Source organism: Fructilactobacillus cliffordii, assembly GCF_024029355.1.
GTDB lineage: Bacteria > Bacillota > Bacilli > Lactobacillales > Lactobacillaceae > Fructilactobacillus > Fructilactobacillus cliffordii.
Window position 1 is genome coordinate 1242541 of the sequence record NZ_CP097117.1, and the last position, 18913, is coordinate 1261453.

The 18913-nt window shown below is 43.3% G+C and carries 34 protein-coding genes and 1 riboswitch; of the genes, 32 read left to right on the forward strand and 2 right to left on the reverse strand.

The window, feature by feature from the left end:
• Positions 1–15 precede the first annotated feature (15 nt).
• Both M3M38_RS06090 and M3M38_RS07505 read right to left on the reverse strand, forming a co-directional pair.
• Positions 16–588 (reverse strand): xanthine phosphoribosyltransferase, encoded by a 573-nt coding sequence (locus M3M38_RS06090; RefSeq protein ID WP_252813929.1) that lies wholly within the window; start codon positions 586–588, stop codon positions 16–18.
• Between the two features lie 34 nt (positions 589–622).
• Positions 623–718, reverse strand: a riboswitch (purine riboswitch).
• Positions 719–730: 12 nt separating this feature from the next.
• Entirely contained in the window at positions 731–1405 is a 675-nt protein-coding gene (locus M3M38_RS07505; RefSeq protein ID WP_420842628.1) for a prepilin peptidase, read from the reverse strand.
• 176 nt (positions 1406–1581) lie between these two features.
• Between M3M38_RS07505 and rpsL the strand changes: the two genes are divergently transcribed.
• The 32 genes from rpsL (at position 1582) to rplQ (ending at position 18781) form a co-directional block, all read left to right on the forward strand.
• A complete protein-coding gene (gene rpsL / locus M3M38_RS06100; protein WP_252766876.1) occupies positions 1582–2001 on the forward strand; it encodes a 30S ribosomal protein S12 in 420 nt (139 codons plus the stop codon).
• A gap of 26 nt (positions 2002–2027) precedes the next feature.
• Positions 2028–2498, forward strand: a complete 471-nt coding sequence (rpsG, locus tag M3M38_RS06105) for a 30S ribosomal protein S7 (RefSeq protein WP_252766877.1) — start codon at positions 2028–2030, stop codon at positions 2496–2498.
• Between the two features lie 85 nt (positions 2499–2583).
• Positions 2584–4677: an elongation factor G gene (fusA, locus tag M3M38_RS06110; RefSeq protein ID WP_252766878.1), complete on the forward strand. Its 2094-nt coding sequence runs from the start codon at positions 2584–2586 to the stop codon at positions 4675–4677.
• 270 nt (positions 4678–4947) lie between these two features.
• Positions 4948–5256, forward strand: a complete 309-nt coding sequence (rpsJ, locus tag M3M38_RS06115) for a 30S ribosomal protein S10 (protein ID WP_252766880.1) — start codon at positions 4948–4950, stop codon at positions 5254–5256.
• 29 nt (positions 5257–5285) lie between these two features.
• Positions 5286–5921 (forward strand): 50S ribosomal protein L3, encoded by a 636-nt coding sequence (gene rplC, locus M3M38_RS06120; RefSeq protein ID WP_252766881.1) that lies wholly within the window; start codon positions 5286–5288, stop codon positions 5919–5921.
• 18 nt (positions 5922–5939) lie between these two features.
• A complete protein-coding gene (gene rplD / locus M3M38_RS06125; protein ID WP_252795272.1) occupies positions 5940–6563 on the forward strand; it encodes a 50S ribosomal protein L4 in 624 nt (207 codons plus the stop codon).
• On the forward strand, positions 6563–6850 hold the full coding sequence (rplW, locus tag M3M38_RS06130) for a 50S ribosomal protein L23 (RefSeq protein WP_252766883.1): 288 nt from the start codon (positions 6563–6565) through the stop codon (positions 6848–6850). Before rplD ends, rplW begins: the two co-directional genes overlap by 1 nt.
• Before the next feature lie 24 nt (positions 6851–6874).
• Positions 6875–7720: a 50S ribosomal protein L2 gene (gene rplB / locus M3M38_RS06135; RefSeq protein WP_252813930.1), complete on the forward strand. Its 846-nt coding sequence runs from the start codon at positions 6875–6877 to the stop codon at positions 7718–7720.
• 49 nt (positions 7721–7769) lie between these two features.
• Positions 7770–8045 carry a 30S ribosomal protein S19 gene (rpsS, locus tag M3M38_RS06140; RefSeq protein WP_252766886.1) on the forward strand — a complete coding sequence of 92 codons (276 nt, stop codon included), beginning with the start codon at positions 7770–7772 and terminating at the stop codon, positions 8043–8045.
• A gap of 15 nt (positions 8046–8060) precedes the next feature.
• Positions 8061–8417, forward strand: a complete 357-nt coding sequence (rplV, locus tag M3M38_RS06145) for a 50S ribosomal protein L22 (RefSeq protein ID WP_252766887.1) — start codon at positions 8061–8063, stop codon at positions 8415–8417.
• Between the two features lie 3 nt (positions 8418–8420).
• On the forward strand, positions 8421–9083 hold the full coding sequence (rpsC, locus tag M3M38_RS06150; RefSeq protein WP_252766888.1) for a 30S ribosomal protein S3: 663 nt from the start codon (positions 8421–8423) through the stop codon (positions 9081–9083).
• A gap of 2 nt (positions 9084–9085) precedes the next feature.
• Positions 9086–9520 (forward strand): 50S ribosomal protein L16, encoded by a 435-nt coding sequence (rplP, locus tag M3M38_RS06155; RefSeq protein ID WP_252766889.1) that lies wholly within the window; start codon positions 9086–9088, stop codon positions 9518–9520.
• Entirely contained in the window at positions 9510–9704 is a 195-nt protein-coding gene (gene rpmC / locus M3M38_RS06160; protein ID WP_252766890.1) for a 50S ribosomal protein L29, read from the forward strand. The genes rplP and rpmC overlap by 11 nt, the downstream gene beginning before the upstream one ends.
• 28 nt (positions 9705–9732) lie before the next feature.
• On the forward strand, positions 9733–9999 hold the full coding sequence (rpsQ, locus tag M3M38_RS06165; RefSeq protein WP_252766891.1) for a 30S ribosomal protein S17: 267 nt from the start codon (positions 9733–9735) through the stop codon (positions 9997–9999).
• A 57-nt stretch (positions 10000–10056) separates the two neighbouring features.
• A complete protein-coding gene (gene rplN / locus M3M38_RS06170; RefSeq protein ID WP_252766892.1) occupies positions 10057–10425 on the forward strand; it encodes a 50S ribosomal protein L14 in 369 nt (122 codons plus the stop codon).
• Between the two features lie 34 nt (positions 10426–10459).
• Positions 10460–10768, forward strand: coding sequence for a 50S ribosomal protein L24 (gene rplX / locus M3M38_RS06175; protein WP_252766893.1), 309 nt, complete (start codon positions 10460–10462; stop codon positions 10766–10768).
• 31 nt (positions 10769–10799) lie between these two features.
• The gene (gene rplE / locus M3M38_RS06180; protein ID WP_252766894.1) at positions 10800–11342 is read left to right on the forward strand and encodes a 50S ribosomal protein L5; all 543 of its coding nucleotides are present in this window, start codon (positions 10800–10802) and stop codon (positions 11340–11342) included.
• Positions 11343–11353: 11 nt separating this feature from the next.
• A complete protein-coding gene (locus M3M38_RS06185; RefSeq protein ID WP_252750528.1) occupies positions 11354–11539 on the forward strand; it encodes a type Z 30S ribosomal protein S14 in 186 nt (61 codons plus the stop codon).
• Between the two features lie 31 nt (positions 11540–11570).
• Entirely contained in the window at positions 11571–11969 is a 399-nt protein-coding gene (gene rpsH / locus M3M38_RS06190) for a 30S ribosomal protein S8 (RefSeq protein ID WP_252766895.1), read from the forward strand.
• A 31-nt stretch (positions 11970–12000) separates the two neighbouring features.
• On the forward strand, positions 12001–12540 hold the full coding sequence (rplF, locus tag M3M38_RS06195) for a 50S ribosomal protein L6 (protein WP_252766896.1): 540 nt from the start codon (positions 12001–12003) through the stop codon (positions 12538–12540).
• Positions 12541–12571: 31 nt separating this feature from the next.
• Positions 12572–12928, forward strand: coding sequence for a 50S ribosomal protein L18 (rplR, locus tag M3M38_RS06200; protein ID WP_252766897.1), 357 nt, complete (start codon positions 12572–12574; stop codon positions 12926–12928).
• A 21-nt stretch (positions 12929–12949) separates the two neighbouring features.
• Positions 12950–13453 carry a 30S ribosomal protein S5 gene (gene rpsE, locus M3M38_RS06205; RefSeq protein WP_252766898.1) on the forward strand — a complete coding sequence of 168 codons (504 nt, stop codon included), beginning with the start codon at positions 12950–12952 and terminating at the stop codon, positions 13451–13453.
• Positions 13454–13466: 13 nt separating this feature from the next.
• Positions 13467–13652, forward strand: a complete 186-nt coding sequence (rpmD, locus tag M3M38_RS06210) for a 50S ribosomal protein L30 (protein WP_252795279.1) — start codon at positions 13467–13469, stop codon at positions 13650–13652.
• Positions 13653–13682: 30 nt separating this feature from the next.
• Complete coding sequence (gene rplO / locus M3M38_RS06215; protein ID WP_252766900.1) at positions 13683–14114, forward strand: 50S ribosomal protein L15; 432 nt, start codon at positions 13683–13685, stop codon at positions 14112–14114.
• A complete protein-coding gene (secY, locus tag M3M38_RS06220) occupies positions 14114–15427 on the forward strand; it encodes a preprotein translocase subunit SecY (RefSeq protein WP_252813931.1) in 1314 nt (437 codons plus the stop codon). Before rplO ends, secY begins: the two co-directional genes overlap by 1 nt.
• Before the next feature lie 18 nt (positions 15428–15445).
• A complete protein-coding gene (locus tag M3M38_RS06225) occupies positions 15446–16099 on the forward strand; it encodes an adenylate kinase (RefSeq protein ID WP_252814880.1) in 654 nt (217 codons plus the stop codon).
• Positions 16100–16205: 106 nt separating this feature from the next.
• On the forward strand, positions 16206–16424 hold the full coding sequence (gene infA / locus M3M38_RS06230) for a translation initiation factor IF-1 (protein WP_252766902.1): 219 nt from the start codon (positions 16206–16208) through the stop codon (positions 16422–16424).
• A 26-nt stretch (positions 16425–16450) separates the two neighbouring features.
• Entirely contained in the window at positions 16451–16570 is a 120-nt protein-coding gene (rpmJ, locus tag M3M38_RS06235; RefSeq protein WP_252750519.1) for a 50S ribosomal protein L36, read from the forward strand.
• A gap of 26 nt (positions 16571–16596) precedes the next feature.
• A complete protein-coding gene (rpsM, locus tag M3M38_RS06240; RefSeq protein WP_252766903.1) occupies positions 16597–16947 on the forward strand; it encodes a 30S ribosomal protein S13 in 351 nt (116 codons plus the stop codon).
• A gap of 27 nt (positions 16948–16974) precedes the next feature.
• Entirely contained in the window at positions 16975–17361 is a 387-nt protein-coding gene (gene rpsK / locus M3M38_RS06245) for a 30S ribosomal protein S11 (protein WP_252766904.1), read from the forward strand.
• Positions 17362–17421: 60 nt separating this feature from the next.
• Positions 17422–18378 (forward strand): DNA-directed RNA polymerase subunit alpha, encoded by a 957-nt coding sequence (locus tag M3M38_RS06250; RefSeq protein ID WP_252766905.1) that lies wholly within the window; start codon positions 17422–17424, stop codon positions 18376–18378.
• A 22-nt stretch (positions 18379–18400) separates the two neighbouring features.
• Positions 18401–18781, forward strand: a complete 381-nt coding sequence (gene rplQ / locus M3M38_RS06255) for a 50S ribosomal protein L17 (protein ID WP_252766906.1) — start codon at positions 18401–18403, stop codon at positions 18779–18781.
• The last annotated feature ends 132 nt before the right edge of the window (positions 18782–18913 follow it).

An 18913-nucleotide genomic window follows, 5' to 3' on the forward strand; every position in this document is an offset into this window, starting at 1 on the left:
CTTTATTTCTCTAAACTAGTTTGCAAATTTGACCTGCTGGTTATCTAAAGAGGCAATTTGAGCTAGCGACAGTACGTCGTAACCATGATCACGCAGGTATGTTCCTCCAGGTTGGAAGGTCTTTTCAATCACGATGCCGATGCCGCCCACGCTGGCCCCAGCGGCTTCCGTAATCTTAATCAAACCCTTGGTGGCTTCCCCGTTGGCTAAAAAGTCATCAATGATGAGCACGCGATCGGTATTATCTAAAAATGGCTTTTCAACGTAAATGTGGTTGTTGGTATTTTTCGTGTAGGAATAAACTTCCGCACTGTACACGTCGTCCTTAACTACTAGTGATTTACTTTTCCGGGCAAACACGACGGGAAGGTGCATGGCTAAGCCAGTTAAAACGGCTGGCGCAATTCCAGAGGCTTCTACCGTTAGAATCTTGGTGATGCCAGCCTTTTGAAAGTAATCCGCAAAAGCTTGCCCAATTTGTTGCATCAGTTGGGGATCAATTTGATGATTTAAAAAGGAATTAACCTTTAAAATGTTCCCCGGTAAAACGGTTCCGTTCGTTTCAATGGCGTGTTTTAGTGCGTCCATGCTCTCTTCCTCCATAAAAAAAGCCCACGTTGATAGTGGGCAACTTCCCACTTATAGTTCAGAATTCCGGTTCTGAGTAGAGACGGTCAGCCGATTCTGACCATATATAAGCAGTAACAATTTTCTTTAATCTTACTCTGAATCAAGCTGAGAAGCAAACCAGTCCGGTGAGGTAGAGGAGAGTACTGTCAAATAATAGGGGCAAAAAGGGCAACGCGCGCTTACGCATGACCAGTAGCCAACCCAAGCCAAATAGTGAGGCTAGTAAGATGATGCCACACCAGGCGGTTAGAGGAAAAACGAGAAGCAGGAGCCACAATAAATCGAGATCACCGTTGCCAATCCAATTTCCCTTGCGATTAATCATGAGGAGTAGGAGGTATAGCAAAGTATAGCTGATGATTAATGATAGTGGTTTTTGACTAGTCACGAAGGCCAAGCCGCTTGGAAAAACTAATAACCACGTGGGAAAGCCCCAGCAGATGCTGTCAAAGGTGCTCAGCAGTTGAAAACTCAGTAAAAAGAGGAGCCAATCGCAACTGGCTTGATTGACGGGCGGACTAAGCCAAAAGCACCACCCAGCGGTTACCTCCCAGATTAATAAAGACCACGGGAGCCGCTGGTGGCAGGTGCGACAACGACCCCGTTGGCAGGTGAAACTGAGAACGGGCAGTAGTTCCCACCATCGTAACGGTCGTTGGCACCACTGACAATGAGATCGCCCCGTTTGAAATGATGTTCCTTGCACGGTGCGGGTGGCGACTACGGTCAGAAACGAACCACAGCAGCAACCGACGTAAAACCAAAAAAATAACATGCACAATTCCTCCTTCTGAATAAGGAGAAATACGCAAGGGCAGTTGACATCTTTTCTGTGCCGTGGTATTCTACTTATTGTGCTTATCTATGTTAAGCGATTTTTTTATTTTAAAAAATGGTTCACCTGGATGTGTGGACTTACAACTCAAATTTTACGAAAGGAGGACTTTTTAGATGCCTACAATTAACCAATTAGTTAGAAAAGGTCGTAAATCTAGAAGTTCTAAATCAAAGTCCCCAGCTTTGGGCTTTGGTTACAACAGTTACAAGAAGAAACCAACTCGCAACCCTTCACCACAAAAACGGGGAGTTGCTACCCGTGTGGGTACGATGACACCAAAGAAGCCTAACTCTGCTTTGCGGAAATACGCTCGTGTGCGTCTTTCTAACTTGTACGAAGTTACGGCGTACATTCCTGGTATCGGTCACAACTTGCAAGAACATAGTGTGGTCTTAATCCGTGGTGGTCGTGTTAAGGATTTGCCTGGGGTTCGTTACCACGTCATTCGTGGTGCGCTTGATACTGCCGGTGTTCAAGATCGTCGTCAAGGACGTTCAAAGTACGGTACGAAGCGGCCTAAGGACAAAAAATAAATCGACTAATTGAGGAGGACCTTTAGATGCCTAGAAAAGGAAAAGTTCAACAACGTGAAATCCTTCCTGATCCAATCTATAACTCAAAGTTGGTTTCCAAATTAATCAACCACTTGATGTTAGATGGTAAGCGAGGAACTGCATCAGAAATCTTATATGGTGCATTTGAAGAAATCAAAGACCAAACTGGTAACGATCCAGTGGAAGTTTTTGAAGAAGCAATGAAAAACGTAATGCCAGTGCTAGAAGTTAAGGCACGGCGGGTTGGTGGATCAAACTACCAGGTTCCAATCGAAGTTCGTCCGAACCGGAGAACTACTTTAGGATTACGTTGGATTGTAAGTTATGCTCGGCTTCGTGGTGAACACACCATGACGGAACGACTTGCAAAAGAAATTATCGATGCTTCAAATAATACTGGAGCAGCAGTTAAGAAACGGGAAGATACCCACAAGATGGCCGAAGCCAACCGGGCTTTCGCTCACTACCGTTGGTAATCAGCTGCTGATTACAGGTTGGCAAGGCGAGTGGCTAATTATTTAGCCACTTTTTTCGAATGTTTAAAAATTAAAGGAGTTTAAAATGGCTAACAAACGTGCATTTCCGTTAGACAAAACCCGTAATATCGGGATCGTAGCCCACATTGATGCTGGGAAAACGACCACCACGGAACGGGTTTTGTACTACACGGGTCGCATTCACAAAATCGGTGAAACCCATGATGGTGCTTCACAAATGGATTTCATGGAAGAAGAAAAAGAACGGGGAATCACCATCCAGTCTGCCGCAACCACGGCAGAATGGAAGGGTTACCGGGTTAACATCATCGATACTCCTGGGCACGTGGACTTCACTGCCGAAGTGGAACGTTCTCTGCGGGTGCTTGATGGTGGAATCGTGGTAATGGATGGTGAAGCCGGAGTTGAACCTCAAACTGAAACGGTTTGGCGTCAATGTTCTGACTTTAGTGTTCCTCGGATTGTGTTCATTAATAAGATGGACAAGATGGGGGCTGACTTTGATTGGTCCGTGCAAACCATCAAAGATCGTTTACACGCTAACGCCGTTCCGGTTCAAGTTCCAATTGGTGCTGAATCAGACTTCGAAGGGGTCATTGACCTTGTAACAATGAAGGCCTACGTGTACGACGAAGATAAAGAAGGAGAAAACTGGGATACAGTTGAAATCCCAGCTGATTACCAAGAAAAGGCTCAAGCAGCACGCGAAAGTATGATTGAAGCCGTTGCCGACGTTGATGATGACGTAATGGGCAAGTTCTTGGAAGGTGAAGAAATCACCGAAGAAGACATCAAGGCCGGAATTCGTCGGGCTACTTTGAACTTGGAACTTTACCCAGTTTACGCTGGATCTGCTTACAAGAACAAAGGGGTTCAAATGATGATGGACGGTGTGATTGACTACCTCCCATCTCCATTGGAAGTTCGTCCTTACATGGCTACGGATCCAGAAAATGGCGATGAACAAGTTGAAGTTCGGGCCGATGACAAAGGACCTTTCGCTGCCTTGGCCTTCAAGATTATGACGGACCCATACGTTGGTCGGTTAACCTTTATCCGGGTTTACCGGGGAACTTTGGAATCTGGTTCATACATCTTAAATGCAACAAAGGACAAACGGGAACGGGCCGGTCGGCTAGTGCAAATGCACTCTGACCAACGGCAAGAAATCCCAGAGGTATTCTCTGGTGATATCGCCGCTACCATCGGTTTGAAGAACACCACGACGGGTGACTCTTTAACTGACGTTGACCACCCACTGATCTTAGAATCAATGGAATTCCCAGAACCAGTGATCCAAGTTTCGATCGAACCAAAGACCAAGGCCGACCAAAACAAGATGAACACTGCTTTGCAAAAACTGTCTGAAGAAGACCCAACTTTCCAAGCAAACACTGATCCAGAAACGGGTCAAACGATCATTGCCGGAATGGGTGAATTACAGTTGAACATCATTATCGAACGGATGCGCCGTGAATTCGGTGTGGATGCTTCGATTGGTGCTCCACAAGTTGCTTACCGGGAAGCATTTGGCAAGCAAGTTAGTGCCGAAGGTAAGTTCGTTCGTCAGTCTGGTGGTAAAGGTCAATATGGTGATGTTTACATCGAATTTACTCCTAATGCCGAAGGTGAAGGTTTCGAATTTGAAGACGCCATCGTCGGTGGGGTTGTTCCTCGTGAATACATTCCATCCGTTGAACAAGGTTTGAAAGAAGCCATGGAAAACGGTGTCTTAGCCGGTTACCCATTGATTGACTTGAAAGCCAAGTTATACGATGGTAGTTACCACGATGTCGATTCTAGTGAAGCAGCCTTCAAGATTGCCGCTTCATTAGCATTGCGTGAAGCTGCTAAGAAGGCCGATCCAAAGATCTTGGAACCAATCATGAAGGTTGATATCCGAGTTCCAGAAGAATACATGGGTGACGTAATGGGTCAAGTTACCGCTCGTCGTGGTAACATTGAAGGAATGGAAGCTCGTGATGGTGCCGAAGATATTCACGCCATGGTTCCATTGGCTGAAATGTTTGGATACGTGACGGACTTACGTTCTGCTACCCAAGGTCGGGGAACGTTTACGATGTCATTTGACCACTACACGGCCGTTCCTAAGAACATTCAAGAAGACATTATTAAACAAAACGGTGGCGAAGCTTAGGCATAAGTTACCCTAGTGAGAAAAAAGTTTTACAAGCATTTTGCTTGTAAAACTTTTTTTGTTTATTCAGGGAAAAACCTTGAAATATCAGCGTTTATCAAGTAAGATGGAATAGTGCTTAAATTTGTGGGGACAGTGTGCCCTCAAATAAGCGAGAATAGCGATGATGTAGAAGGTTGCGGCACACCCGGCCGCTTTGCCATGGCAGATGCGCCGGTAATTTCTACGGAGTTAGTCAATTTTTGGAAAAGAGACGAAGGAGGGATAATTATGGCAAAAGAAAAAATTCGGATCCGGTTAAAGGCTTACGAACACCGTAGTTTAGATCAAGCTGCGGACAAGATTGTAGCAACGGCACAAAGAACTGGGGCAACGATTTCTGGCCCAATTCCATTGCCAACTGAACGAGCTTTATACACTGTGTTGGCATCACCATTTAAATACAGTAAGGCTCAAGAACAATTTGAAATGTTAACCCACAAACGGTTAATTGACATTTTGAACCCCACTCCCAAGACGGTCGACTCATTAATGAAGTTAGACTTGCCTAGTGGTGTGGATATCGAAATCAAACTTTAATTTAATTACAAAACATTGGAGGTGTACTCATGACCAAAAAAGGAATCTTAGGGAAAAAGGTCGGGATGACCCAAGTTTTTACTGATAACGGGGAATTAGTTCCAGTTACGGTAGTTGACGTTACGCCCAACGTTGTCTTACAAGTTAAGAACAACGAAACGGACGGTTACGAAGCAATTCAACTTGGATTTGACGACAAACGTTCAGTATTAAGCAACAAGCCTGAACAAGGTCATGTTAAAAAGGCAAATACTACTCCTAAGCGCTTCATTCGTGAAATCAGCGATGTCGACTTGGGAGACTACAAAGTTGGTGACGAAGTTAAGGCTGATACATTTGCAGCTGGTGACATCGTTGACGTTACGGGTACTACTAAAGGTCATGGTTACCAAGGTAACATCCACAAAGATGGTCAACGTCGTGGACCTACTACTCACGGTTCTCGTTACCACCGTCGTCCTGGTTCATTAGGGGTTATCATCAACCGGGTTGTTAAAGGAATGAAATTACCTGGCCGGATGGGTAACAAGACGGTTACCATTCAAAACCTGGAAATTATTAAAGCCGATGTTGATAACAACGTTTTATTGATCAAAGGAAATGTTCCAGGTGCTAACAAGACGCTAGTTACGGTCAGAACGGCTGCTAGCGAATCCAGAAAATAAGGAAAGGAGGAACCGTAAATGACAAGCGTATCATTATACAAACAAGATGGAAGCAAAAATGGTGAAGTTGAATTAAACGAAGCCATTTTCAACATTGAACCCAATGAATCCGTTGTCTTTGACACAGTTGTAATGCAACGTGCTTCACTTCGTCAGGGAACAAACGGGACTAAGTCTCGGGGACAAGTTCGCGGTGGTGGAAAGAAGCCATGGAGACAAAAGGGAACTGGTCGGGCTCGTCAAGGATCAATCCGTTCACCACAATGGGTTGGTGGAGGAGTTGTCTTTGGACCACAAGCTCGTTCATACAGCTACCACCTTCCAAAGAAGGTTACTCGATTAGCCGTTAAATCAGTTCTATCCGAAAAAGTTGCTAACGGTGATTTACTCGTAGTTGATTCTTTAAACTTTGATACTCCAAAGACTAAAGAATTCGCTAACTTGTTGAAGAATCTTGATGCAGCTACGAAGACGCTGGTAGTTTTGGAAGACGACAACGAAAACGCTGTTCGTTCCGCACGTAACATTGATAACGTTAAGGTTATTAGTGGTAAAGGGGTTAATACCTTAGACGTCTTGAACAGTAAGAAAGTTATCATTACCAAGGCTGCCCTTTCTCAAGTAGAGGAGGTGCTCGCATAATGGATGCACGAGATATCATTTTACGTCCGGTGATTACTGAAGCTTCAACTGACCGGATGGACGAAAAGAAATATACGTTTGACGTTGATTTACGAGCAAACAAAAACCAAGTTCGCGACGCTGTGGAAGCAGTTTTCGGCGTTAAAGTTAAGAAAGTGAACTTGATGAACGTTCGCGGAAAAGAAAAACGCCAAGGTCGTTACGTTGGTTTCACCAAGAAACGGAAAAAAGCAATCGTAACGTTAACCAATGATTCAGACGAAATTAAATTATTCTCTGAAGAATAAATCATAGAATAGGAGGGAAACAACGTGGCTTTAAAGAAATATAAACCAACCACCAACGGTCGGCGTAACATGACTAGTATTGACTACAGTCAAATTACTACGAACAAGCCAGAAAAGAGTTTAGTGACTGCTAACTCTAAGACTGCTGGTCGGAACAACTCTGGTCGGATGACCGTTCGTCACCGTGGTGGTGGAAACAAACACAAGTACCGTGTGATTGATTTCAAGCGGAACCATGATGATGTTCCTGCAACTGTAAAAACGATTGAATACGATCCTAACCGGAGCGCTAACATTGCTTTGGTAGTTTACGAAGATGGGATTAAATCATACATCTTGGCACCAAAGGGCTTGAAGGTCGGAGATGTCATTGAATCTGGTAAAGATGCTGATATCAAGGTCGGAAACGCCTTAGCTTTACAAGACATTCCCGTGGGAAGTACCATTCACAACATCGAATTAAAACCAGGTAAGGGTGGCCAATTAGCTCGTTCTGCTGGGAACTCTGCTCAATTATTGAGTAACGAACCAGGCAGCAAGTACTCATTGGTTAAACTTCCTTCTGGTGAAGTTCGGATGATTCTCTCCGTTTGCCGGGCTACGATTGGAACGGTTGGAAACGAAGAACATTCCTTGATTAATTGGGGTAAAGCTGGTCGGACTCGTTACCGTGGTCAAAGACCTCACGTTCGTGGATCAGTAATGAATCCTAACGATCACCCCCATGGTGGTGGGGAAGGGAAAGCCCCAGTTGGTTACCCATCTCCTTTATCCCCATGGCACAAGAAGACGGTCGGAAAGAAAACGCGGAAGAAATCTGCACGTTCAACTAAGTTTATTGTCCGTCGTCGTAAAGGTTCGAAGATGTAATTTCGTTACATCTTAAGTACAACAAGTACACGAAGAGGAGGTTTCATTAATGAGTCGTAGTTTAAAAAAGGGCCCTTTTGCCGATCAATCTTTATTAAAGAAGATTGATGCTCAAAAAGACCAAGAAAAGAAAACGGTTATCAAGACTTGGTCACGCCGTTCAACTATTTTCCCAAGTTTCATTGGATACACTATCTCAGTTTACAACGGTAGAACCCACGTCCCAGTTTACATTCAAGAAGACATGGTAGGCCACAAACTTGGTGAATTCGTACCAACTCGGACATTCCATGGGCATGGAAATACCGATAAGAAAACTGTATAACAAGGAGGATATCTAATGGCTGAACAAGTTACATCAGCAAAAGCAATCGCTAGAACTGTTCGCATTGCCCCTCGTAAGGTCCGCCTTGTTTTAGATCTTATTAGAGGCAAGAACGTTGCGGAAGCAACTTCGATTCTGAAGTTCACCCCTCGTGGTGCATCTCCAGTTGTGGAAAAGGTGCTGCGCTCTGCCGTTGCTAACGCAGAAAATAACTTTGACCTTGATGGTCAAAACCTGGTTGTAAGCGAAGCTTATGCCGACGAAGGACCAACCTTAAAACGGTTCCGTCCTCGGGCAAAAGGTTCTGCTTCTCCGATTAACAAACGTACTAGTCACATCACAATCGTAGTATCAGAAAAGAAGGAGGGATAGAACATGGGTCAAAAAATTAATCCTAATGGTTTACGAATTGGTGTTACCCGTGGTTGGCAAGCACAATGGTTTGCAAATGACGATAAATTCGCTTCATACTTAAATGAAGATTTGAAGATTCGTGGCTACCTCGAAAAACGTTTAGCAGACGCTTCTGTGTCAGAAATTGACATTGAACGGGCTGCTAAACGGGTTAACATCTCCATTCACACCGCTAAACCAGGAATGGTAATCGGTAAGGGTGGTTCCGAAGTAGAAAGCCTTCGGCAAGCCTTGAACAAATTGACTGGACGTCGAGTTCACATCAACATTGTGGAAATCAAGAAGCCAGACTTAGAAGCTGACTTAGTTGGTGAAAACATTGCTCGTCAGCTCGAAGGCCGGGTTGCATTCCGTCGGGCGATGCGTGGTGCCATGAAGGGTGTTATGCGTGCCGGTGCTACCGGAGTTAAGACTCAATCAGCTGGTCGTTTGAACGGAGCTGATATGGCTCGAATCGAAAGTTATTCCGAAGGTCGAGTTCCACTGCACACTTTACGGGCAGATATCGATTACTCATGGAACGAAGCTCACACTACTTACGGATCAATCGGAGTTAAAACTTGGATTAACCGGGGTGAAGTTTTACCTGACAAACCTGAGGAAAATCGTAAGGGAGGTAAGTAAACATGCTTGTACCAAAACGTGTTAAGCACCGTCGTGAACACCGTGGTAAATTGCGCGGTCACTCTAAGGGCGGAAACAGCGTTGCTTTCGGTGAATATGGTTTACAGGCCATTGATTCACATTGGATTACTAACAGACAAATTGAAGCTTGCCGGATCGCCATTACCCGTTGCATGAAGCGTGGTGGGAAAGTTTGGATTAAAATCTTCCCCCAAAAGTCATACACGGAAAAAGGGATTGGTGTTCGAATGGGTAAAGGTAAAGGTAGTCCAGCTGGATGGGTTGCCCCAGTTAAGCGCGGAAAGATTCTTTTCGAAGTTGCTGGTGTTAACGAAGAAACAGCTATCAAAGCCTTAACTTTAGCTTCAAACAAGTTGCCAATTCGTACTAAGATTATTAAACGTGAGGAAGTAGGTGGCGAATCAAATGAAGGCTAAAGAAATCAGTAAATTAACCACTGACGAAATGTTGGCTAAGGAACAAGATTACAAAAAAGAATTGTTTAATCTTCGTTTTCAATTAGCCACTGGTCAATTAGAAAACACCGCTCGTTTGAGAACTGTCCGGAAAACAATCGCCCGGCTCAAAACAGCTTTGCGGCAAAAGGAATTGAACAAGTAAGAATCCGAAAAAAGGAGGGTTTATTTAGATGAGCACAGAACGTAATGAACGTAAACGTTACAGAGGTCGCGTTGTTTCTGACAAAATGGACAAAACCATTACCGTTGCCGTAGAAACAACAAAGACACATCCTACTTATGGAAAACGGATTAAGTACACAAAGAAGTACAAAGCTCGTGACGAAGACAATCGCGCCAAGGTAAACGATATTGTTGAAATCATGGAAACGCGTCCACTATCAAAAACGGTCCACTTCCGTCTTGTTGACGTTGTTGAAGAAGCTGTCATCATCTAGCTTTGTGTCATTTTGATCGTATTCTGATTTTAAAGTTGAAGGGAGGACACACTTACCATGATCCAACAAGAAAGTCGTTTAAAGGTTGCTGATAACTCTGGAGCCCGTGAACTCTTAACTATCAAAGTTTTAGGTGGTTCACGAGTTCGTTACGCCGGTACTGGTGATGTAATTGTTGCTACTGTTAAACAAGCAACACCAGGTGGCGTTGTCAAAAAAGGGGACGTCGTTAAAGCCGTAATCGTAAGAACTAAAGCTGTTTCTCGTCGTAACGATGGTTCTTACATTCGTTTTGATGAAAACGCCGCCGTTTTAATTAATGATGACAAGAGCCCGAAAGGTACCCGTATTTTTGGACCGGTTGCTCGTGAATTACGGAACAACAATTTTATGAAGATCGTTTCATTAGCGCCCGAAGTACTCTAAAACCAATTCACAAAAATAAGGAGGTGCCAGATTAATGTTCTTGAAAACTGGTGACAAAGTTCGTGTAATTGCAGGTAAAGACAAGGGTAAAGATGGGAACATCACCAAGGTCATTGCTGCTGATAATCGCGTAGTTGTTGAAGGAATCAACAAAGTAAAACAACACAAAAAAGCTTCCCAAGGTAACCCCCAAGGCGGAGTTTTTGACGTTGAAGCACCAATTAACGCATCTAACGTCATGTTAATCGACCCATCAACTAACGAACCAACTCGGGTTGGCATCGAAGTTAAAGATGGTAAAAAAGTTCGTATTTCAAAGAAATCACACAAAGCAATCGACTAACGATTGTCAGTGAAAGGAGGAAACAATTCGCATGTCTACTCGTTTAGAAGAAAGATATAAGAAAGAAATTCTCCCAGCACTAGTAGAAAAATTCAACTATTCATCAATTATGCAAGGACCAAAACTTGAAAAAATTGTTTTGAATATGGGTGTTGGTGATGCCGTAACAAATTCCAAGAACTTAGATGAGGCTGTTAACGAACTCACTCTAATTTCTGGTCAAAAGCCTTTGGTTACTAAGGCAAAGAAATCCATCGCTGCTTTCCGGCTGCGTGAAGGAATGCCAATCGGGGCTAAAGTTACCTTACGAGGTGACAAAATGTACGACTTCTTGGACAAATTAATTAACGTTTCGTTACCACGAGTTCGTGACTTCCACGGGGTTCCTAACCGTTCTTTTGATGGACGCGGGAACTACACGTTGGGAATCAAGGAACAATTAATTTTCCCAGAAATCAACTACGATGATGTTAACCGTGTCCGCGGTTTAGACATCGTCCTGGTTACTACCGCTGAAACTGATGAAGAAGGCCACGAATTGCTCAAACAATTTGGCATGCCTTTTGCTAAATAGGAGGTTTTAATTTGGCTAAAAAATCAATGGTAGAAAAGAACAAGCGTCCAGCTAAGTTCTCTACTCAAAACTACACTCGTTGCGAACGTTGTGGTCGACCTCGTGCGGTTTACCAAAAGTTCCACTTATGCCGAGTTTGCTTACGGCAACTTGCTCACCGGGGCCAAATTCCTGGCATGAAGAAAGCTAGTTGGTAGAAAAACAAACTAAAAGGGAGGTTCCACGCTTATGGCAATGACAGATCCAATTGCAGATTTTTTAACTCGAATTCGGAATGCCAACATGGCACGCCATGCTTCGGTTGATGTACCTGCATCTAAAATTAAACGTAATATTGCTGAAATCTTGAAGCGCGAAGGATTTATCAGTCGAGTAGAATACATCGAAGACGATAAACAAGGCGTAATTCGAGTGTACCTTAAATATGGTAAGAACAACGAACGGGTTATTTCCGGCTTAAAACGGATTTCCAAACCAGGTTTACGTTCTTATGTTAAATCAGATGACGTTCCGAAGGTCTTAAATGGTTTAGGAATTGCAATCATCTCAACTTCAAACGGAGTTATTACTGACAAAGAAGCCCGCGACAAAAAAGTTGGTGGCGAAGTCTTAGCTTACGTTTGGTAATAAATAAAACGGAAACGGAGGTGTCTAACAGATGAGTAGAATTGGTTACAAAACAGTTGTAATTCCAGAAGGTGTTACTGTAACTCGTGATGGTGATCAAGTGACCGTTAAGGGTCCTAAGGGTGAATTAACGGAAACTTTCTCTCCATTAGTAGAAATGAAAGTTGATGGTAACGAAGTAAACTTTGAACCTACTGGTAAGTACGATAACAAGGAACGTGCTATGCACGGAACTTCCCGCGCAAACTTCAACAACATGATTGAAGGAGTCGCAAACGGATTCAAGAAAAACCTGAAATTAGTTGGGGTTGGTTACCGGACTCAATTAAAGGGTAAGACGTTAATTTTAAACGTTGGTTACTCAAACCCAGTTGAAGTTCCGCTTCCAGAAGACTTAGACGTTAAAGTTCCTGACAACACGACGATTGAAATCGAAGGAATTAACAAGCAACACGTTGGTGACTTTGCGGCTAAAGTTCGCGCCATTCGTTCTCCAGAACCTTACAAGGGTAAAGGAATTCGTTACGAAGGCGAACGGATCGTCCTTAAAGAAGGTAAGACTGGTAAGTAGTTTTTAAATTGATAATATAGAGGTGACTATTTTGATTACAAAACCAAGCAAGAACAAAACACGAAAAGTAAGACATGCTCGTGTTCGTAGTAAAATTGCTGGTACTGCTGAGTGCCCACGTTTAGACGTTTTCCGTTCTAACAAAAACATCTACGCTCAAGTTATTGATGACGTAGCGGGTGTAACGCTAGCTAGTGCCTCAACTCTTGACAAAGAAGTAACTGGAAGCAACAAGACGGAACAAGCCGCTAGTGTTGGGAAGTTAGTTGCTGAACGAGCCGCTGCCAAAAACATCAAAAAAGTTGTTTTTGACCGTGGTGGTTACTTATACCATGGTCGTGTGGCTGCCTTAGCTACGGGCGCTCGCGAAAATGGACTCGAATTTTAATCAAAGGAGGAAGACACACGCATGGCTAAATTTATTGATCCAAACAAATTGGATTTAGATGATAACGTAGTTGCCATCAACCGGATTACTAAGGTTGTTAAAGGTGGACGTCGGTTACGGTTTGCTGCCTTAGCCGTAGTTGGTGACAAAAATGGTCACGTTGGTTTCGGAACGGGGAAAGCCCAAGAAGTTCCAGAAGCCATTCGGAAAGCCGTTGAAGCTGCTAAAAAGAACCTGATCGAAGTTCCAATCGTGGGAACGACCATTCCTCACGAAATTCTGGGAGTTTACGGCGGGGGTAAGATTTTATTAAAACCTGCTGAAGAAGGTTCTGGAGTAGCCGCTGGTGGTGCCGTTCGTGCCGTGATGGACTTAGCCGGAATCAACGATGTTACTAGTAAACGACTTGGTTCTGACACTGCTATCAACGTTATCCGGGCAACTTTCGAAGGCCTTAAAGGTCTGAAGAGCGCCGAAGAAGTTTCTGAACTTCGTGGTGTTTCTGCTGACCACTTAGCTGAATAAGGAGGAGATACAGATGGCTCAATTAAAGATTACTTTAGTTCACAGTGCTGCTCATCGTCTTCCCAAGCAACGTAAGATTGTGGAAGCCTTAGGATTAGGTCGGATTAACAGTAGTGTGATCAAGCCTGATAACGCAGCTACTCGAGGAGCATTGTTTAAAATTGCTCACTTGATTGAAGTGGAACAGGTTAAAGATTAATTACATTTAAAGTAAGAGGAGGTGCAATTCATGAAGTTAGACGAATTAAAAGCTGCTGCAGGTTCTCGTGCCAGCCGGACTCGTAAGGGTCGTGGGCTTGGTAGTAAAGGTAAGACCTCTGGTCGGGGACAAAAAGGGCAAAAAGCTCGTGGCAAGACCCGTTTAGGTTTTGAAGGGGGTCAAATGCCATTGTACCGTCGGATTCCTAAGCGTGGTTTCACAAACATCAATCGCAAGGACATTGTGATTGTGAACGTGAACGAATTAAACGCTTTTGACAACGGTGCAGAAGTAACTCCTGAAGCATTAGTAGAAACGGGAATTATTCGGAACTTAAAGGATGGCGTAAAAATCCTTGGTAACGGTCAACTTGACAAGCAGTTAACGGTTCAAGCCAACAAATTCTCAGCAACTGCTAAACAAGCAATTGAAAATGCCGGCGGTAAAGCTGAGGTGATCTAATGTTATCAACCTTAAAAAGTGCCTTTCAGGACAAGAGCATTCGGAACAAAATGTTGTTCACGCTGTTAGTTCTTGCCGTTTTTCGGCTTGGTGCTTACATTACAGTTCCCGGGATTAACGCGAAAGCACTTCAAGAAGTCGCTTCTTCAGGGTTAGTTAACGTTTTGAACATGTTCAGTGGTGGAGGTTTGACGAATTATTCCATCTTTGCGATGGGGGTCTCGCCTTACATTACTGCCCAAATTGTGGTTCAGTTATTACAAATGGACATCGTTCCGAAGTTTGTCGAATGGGGGAAGCAAGGTGAAGTTGGTCGGCTCAAGCTGGACAAGGTTACCAAGCGGCTAACGATTGTGTTAGCCTTTGCCCAATCGATTGGGATTACCGCTGGATTTAACGCTTTGAGTAGTTTAAATCTGGTGCAAAATCCCGGAATCATGACTTACATTAGCATTGGTTTGATTTTAACGGCCGGAACCATGTTGACCACCTGGATGGGTGATATGATCACTGATAAAGGGGTCGGCCAAGGGGTTTCCATGATTATCTTTGCCGGGATTGTGGCTAACATCCCGACTGGATTCCAAAGCATCTATCGAGAATACGTGCAAGGCACGCCGATGGATCAAATCTGGAAACCACTGCTCTTTTTGGGAGCATTAGTCGTTGTAATGTTAATCGTTGTTACGTTTGTTACTTGGGTGCAACAAGCGGAACGGCGGATTCCAATTCAATATACCCGCCGGGCGGCTGGATCTGCTAAATCTAGTTACTTACCACTTAAAGTGAACGTTGCAGGTGTGATTCCCGTGATTTTCGCAAGTGCCTTTATTTCAACGCCACAAACCATTTTGATGTTCTTTACGAAGAACTATGGTGATGCTGGCTGGTTCCAATTCATGACCCAATTGTTTAACATGCAAACTCCAATGGGAGCAACCTTTTACACAATTTTGATTGTGGTCTTTACGTTTTTCTATGCTTTTGTTCAGGTTAATCCCCAGAAATTGGCTGAAAACTTGCAAAAGCAAGGTAGTTACATTCCTGGAGTTTGGCCCGGCAAGGGCACTCAGGACTATGTTTCTCGTTTATTGATGCGGTTAAGTACGATTGGAGCACTTTTCTTAGGAATCGTTTCCATTATTCCGTTAATCGCGCAAAACGTTTGGAATTTAAATAGTTCGATTGGATTAGGAGGAACCAACCTCCTGATTATCGTCGGAGTAACGATCGAATTCATGAACCAGATTAAAGGATTAACGATGCGGCAAGAATACACTGGATTTATTCAGAATGATTCAGACGCAAAGTAGGAGGACGATGGAATGTCAATGAATTTGTTAATTATGGGACTTCCCGGTGCCGGGAAAGGAACCCAAGCAGATTTTATTGTTGAGAAATATGGGATTCCCCATATTTCCACCGGAGACATCTTCCGGGCGGCCATTAAGCAACAAACGCCGTTGGGGGTTAAAGCCCAAGGGTATATTGATCAAGGGGAATTAGTTCCTGATGATGTAACCTGTGGCATCGTGAAAGAACGGTTGCAACAACCGGATACGAAAGCCGGTTACCTGTTAGATGGATTTCCCCGTACGATTGTTCAGGCAGAACAATTAGAAAAGATGACGCAGAAGTTAAATAAACCACTGGATGCCGTGTTAAACGTTGACGTTGATCCGGAGACATTGGTCGAACGACTTTCTGGTCGGTTCATTTGTAAGAACTGTGGTGCTACTTATCATAAATTGTACAAAAAACCTCGAGTTGAAGGTACATGTGATGTTTGTGGTGGACATGCCTTTTATCAACGGAGCGATGATAAACCGGAAACCGTTAAGAATCGGTTAGAAGTTAATTTAAAGATGAATACCCCTTTAATTGACTTTTATTCACAACGCAACTTGTTGCACACGGTGAACGGAAATCAACCAATCGCAGATGTTACGCAGGAAATCAACCAAGTTCTGTCTGATCTTCATTAACAAATAACAGCTTCGTTGTCGAATCACCGCTAATATGCTATATTGGTAGGTATTGATAACGGTTTTTGGAACAGAACTTGATGGATTTAATTTTTGGAGGATTGTTGTGGCGAAAGACAACGTAATTGAAATTGAAGGAAAAATTACTGAAACACTACCCAATGCAATGTTTCGAGTAGAACTGGAAAATGGACACGAAATTTTAGCCCATGTTTCTGGGAAAATTAGAATGCATTACATTAAGATACTTCCAGGAGACCGTGTAACTGTTGAAATGTCACCATATGATTTAACTAAGGGTCGCATTACTTATCGATTTAAGTAAGACCTTTTATCTAGGAGGGTTATAAAATGAAAGTAAGACCATCAGTCAAAAAGATGTGCGAAAATTGCAAAATCATTAAGCGGAAAGGCCGTGTAATGGTCATTTGCTCAGCTAATGCTAAGCACAAACAACGCCAAGGAAAATAATTACTATATAGAGGAGGTGGACATTAATGGCTCGTATTGCCGGAGTAGATTTACCACGTAACAAGCGTGTTGTAATTGCCCTTACTTACATTTACGGAATTGGAAACACAACTGCTCAAAAAGTATTGAAACAAGCTGGGGTTTCAGAAGACGTTCGGACACAAGATTTAACTCCTGAACAAGAAGATAAGATCCGGGTGGTTATCGACGACTACACCATCGAAGGTGACTTACGTCGTGAAGTTAGTATGAACATCAAACGGTTGTCAGAAATCGGTTCATACCGTGGATTACGTCACCGTCGTGGTTTGCCTTCTAGAGGTCAACACACTAAGAACAACGCTCGGACCAGAAAAGGTAAGAGAACGAAAAAATAATAATTAAAAAGGAGGTTATCAGTCCCTATGGTTAAGAAGAATACTCGTAAGCGTAAAGCAAGAAAGCACGTTGAATCTGGTGTGGCTCACATTCACTCAACGTTCAACAACACCTTGGTTATGATTACTGACGTTCAAGGAAATGCGATTGCTTGGTCATCAGCTGGTGCATTAGGTTTCCGTGGTAGTCGTAAATCAACTCCATTTGCTGCTCAAATGGCTGCTGAAGCAGCTGCTAAGGCCGCAATGGAACATGGTATGAAGACTGTGGAAGTTTCAGTTAAGGGTCCTGGTTCAGGTCGTGAATCTGCAATCCGGGCTTTACAAACTACTGGTCTGGAAGTTGCCGCAATTCGTGACGTTACTCCAGTTCCTCATAACGGTTGCCGTCCTCCAAAACGTCGTCGAGTTTAGTATTAATGCAAGCTCATTTTGTAATGGACTCAACGCTGTTTGAAGGGGGTAGAGGTTAGAATGATTGAGTTTGAAAAGCCAAACATTCATAAAATTGAAGAAACAAATAACTATGGTGAAGTAGTTGTAGAACCATTAGAACGTGGTTATGGAACAACCTTAGGGAACTCGTTACGGCGGGTTTTGCTAGCTTCTTTACCAGGCGCTGCAGTTACCAGTGTTCAAATTGATGGTGTTTTACACGAATTTTCAACTGTTAAAGGTGTCACAGAAGATGTGACCAAGATCATTTTGAACTTGAAAAAGTTGAAGTTGAAAATCGATGGTGACGACGATCAGAACGAAACTCACACGATGAGTATCAACGTAACTGGTCCGGCCGATGTAACCGGAGCTGATTTGGTAACTGATAGTGATACAACGGTTCTAAATCCTGATTTACACATCGCAACGGTTGCTGAAGGTGCCACCTTACACATGACGGTCACGGCCAACAAGGGTCGCGGTTATGTCTCAGCTGAAGAAAACAAGGCTAGAAATGACGATATGCCCATTGGTGTGCTACCAGTCGATTCTATCTATACCCCAATCGAACGTGTTAACTATCAAGTTGAAGACACGCGTGTTGGACAGCGTGATGACTTCGATAAATTGACTCTCGATGTTTGGACTAATGGTTCAATTACTCCTTCTGAAGCGATTAGTTTAGCTGCCAAGGTGTTATCACAACACTTGGAAATGTTTGTGGACTTGACCGACAAGGCCCAACAAGCTAACGTCATGGTGGAAAAAGAAGAAAGCCATAAAGAAAAAATGCTCGAAATGTCAATTGAAGAACTGGATCTTTCCGTTCGTTCTTACAATTGTTTGAAACGGGCTGGAATTAATACCGTCCAAGAATTAACTGATAAATCTATGGCTGATATGATGAAAGTTCGTAACTTGGGACGTAAGTCACTCGAAGAAATCGAACAGAAATTAGAAGCACTTGGATTATCATTTCGGAAAGAAGACTAATTAAAAAAGGAGGCTCCCACTTATGAGTTATCGTAAATTTGGTCGCGAATCAGGCCCTCGTCGTGCTATGCTTCGTAACTTAACTACTGACTTAATTGTTAACGATCGGATTGAAACCACGGAAGCAAAAGCTAAGACGGTTCGCTCTTTAGCTGAACAAATGGTGACATTAGGTAAGAAGGGTGATTTAGCTGCTCGTCGGCGTGCTGCTGCTTACTTACAAAACCAAATTGCTGACGTTCAAGAAGACGGAGATGACATCAAAGTTACGACGGCATTGCAAAAATTATTTGACGAAATTGCACCTAAGTACCAAGATCGTCAAGGTGGCTACACGCGGATTTTGAAGACCATGCCCCGTCGCGGTGATGGTGCCCAAATGGTTATCTTAGAATTCGTTTAATGGTAACGAACCACTAATTTCATATTTTCACTGAATCACTAAGGTTGAGGTATAAAGCGTTATGATGATGGAAGGTCCAAGTCTAGCTTGAATGTGGTCTAACCATGCGCCTCAATCTTTTAGTGATTTTTT

What these genes read in the sequence shown, in the direction of transcription:
- rpsS (WP_252766886.1), top strand. Translation starts at nt 7,770, where the DNA reads ATGAGTCGTAGTTTAAAAAAGGGCCCTTTTGCCGATCAATCTTTATTA.
- rplV (WP_252766887.1), top strand. Translation starts at nt 8,061, where the DNA reads ATGGCTGAACAAGTTACATCAGCAAAAGCAATCGCTAGAACTGTTCGC.
- M3M38_RS06225 (WP_252814880.1), top strand. Translation starts at nt 15,446, where the DNA reads ATGAATTTGTTAATTATGGGACTTCCCGGTGCCGGGAAAGGAACCCAA.
- M3M38_RS06250 (WP_252766905.1), top strand. Translation starts at nt 17,422, where the DNA reads ATGATTGAGTTTGAAAAGCCAAACATTCATAAAATTGAAGAAACAAAT.
- rplC (WP_252766881.1), top strand. Translation starts at nt 5,286, where the DNA reads ATGACCAAAAAAGGAATCTTAGGGAAAAAGGTCGGGATGACCCAAGTT.
- rplF (WP_252766896.1), top strand. Translation starts at nt 12,001, where the DNA reads ATGAGTAGAATTGGTTACAAAACAGTTGTAATTCCAGAAGGTGTTACT.
- rplE (WP_252766894.1), top strand. Translation starts at nt 10,800, where the DNA reads ATGTCTACTCGTTTAGAAGAAAGATATAAGAAAGAAATTCTCCCAGCA.
- fusA (WP_252766878.1), top strand. Translation starts at nt 2,584, where the DNA reads ATGGCTAACAAACGTGCATTTCCGTTAGACAAAACCCGTAATATCGGG.
- rplX (WP_252766893.1), top strand. Translation starts at nt 10,460, where the DNA reads ATGTTCTTGAAAACTGGTGACAAAGTTCGTGTAATTGCAGGTAAAGAC.
- rpsQ (WP_252766891.1), top strand. Translation starts at nt 9,733, where the DNA reads ATGAGCACAGAACGTAATGAACGTAAACGTTACAGAGGTCGCGTTGTT.
- rpsJ (WP_252766880.1), top strand. Translation starts at nt 4,948, where the DNA reads ATGGCAAAAGAAAAAATTCGGATCCGGTTAAAGGCTTACGAACACCGT.
- rpsH (WP_252766895.1), top strand. Translation starts at nt 11,571, where the DNA reads ATGGCAATGACAGATCCAATTGCAGATTTTTTAACTCGAATTCGGAAT.
- rpsK (WP_252766904.1), top strand. Translation starts at nt 16,975, where the DNA reads ATGGTTAAGAAGAATACTCGTAAGCGTAAAGCAAGAAAGCACGTTGAA.
- rplD (WP_252795272.1), top strand. Translation starts at nt 5,940, where the DNA reads ATGACAAGCGTATCATTATACAAACAAGATGGAAGCAAAAATGGTGAA.
- rpsC (WP_252766888.1), top strand. Translation starts at nt 8,421, where the DNA reads ATGGGTCAAAAAATTAATCCTAATGGTTTACGAATTGGTGTTACCCGT.
- rpmD (WP_252795279.1), top strand. Translation starts at nt 13,467, where the DNA reads ATGGCTCAATTAAAGATTACTTTAGTTCACAGTGCTGCTCATCGTCTT.
- rpsE (WP_252766898.1), top strand. Translation starts at nt 12,950, where the DNA reads ATGGCTAAATTTATTGATCCAAACAAATTGGATTTAGATGATAACGTA.
- M3M38_RS07505 (WP_420842628.1), bottom strand. Translation starts at nt 1,405, where the DNA reads ATGTTATTTTTTTGGTTTTACGTCGGTTGCTGCTGTGGTTCGTTTCTG.
- rpsG (WP_252766877.1), top strand. Translation starts at nt 2,028, where the DNA reads ATGCCTAGAAAAGGAAAAGTTCAACAACGTGAAATCCTTCCTGATCCA.
- rpmC (WP_252766890.1), top strand. Translation starts at nt 9,510, where the DNA reads ATGAAGGCTAAAGAAATCAGTAAATTAACCACTGACGAAATGTTGGCT.
- secY (WP_252813931.1), top strand. Translation starts at nt 14,114, where the DNA reads ATGTTATCAACCTTAAAAAGTGCCTTTCAGGACAAGAGCATTCGGAAC.
- rplP (WP_252766889.1), top strand. Translation starts at nt 9,086, where the DNA reads ATGCTTGTACCAAAACGTGTTAAGCACCGTCGTGAACACCGTGGTAAA.
- rplW (WP_252766883.1), top strand. Translation starts at nt 6,563, where the DNA reads ATGGATGCACGAGATATCATTTTACGTCCGGTGATTACTGAAGCTTCA.
- rplQ (WP_252766906.1), top strand. Translation starts at nt 18,401, where the DNA reads ATGAGTTATCGTAAATTTGGTCGCGAATCAGGCCCTCGTCGTGCTATG.
- rpmJ (WP_252750519.1), top strand. Translation starts at nt 16,451, where the DNA reads ATGAAAGTAAGACCATCAGTCAAAAAGATGTGCGAAAATTGCAAAATC.
- rplN (WP_252766892.1), top strand. Translation starts at nt 10,057, where the DNA reads ATGATCCAACAAGAAAGTCGTTTAAAGGTTGCTGATAACTCTGGAGCC.
- rplO (WP_252766900.1), top strand. Translation starts at nt 13,683, where the DNA reads ATGAAGTTAGACGAATTAAAAGCTGCTGCAGGTTCTCGTGCCAGCCGG.
- rpsL (WP_252766876.1), top strand. Translation starts at nt 1,582, where the DNA reads ATGCCTACAATTAACCAATTAGTTAGAAAAGGTCGTAAATCTAGAAGT.
- rpsM (WP_252766903.1), top strand. Translation starts at nt 16,597, where the DNA reads ATGGCTCGTATTGCCGGAGTAGATTTACCACGTAACAAGCGTGTTGTA.
- M3M38_RS06090 (WP_252813929.1), bottom strand. Translation starts at nt 588, where the DNA reads ATGGACGCACTAAAACACGCCATTGAAACGAACGGAACCGTTTTACCG.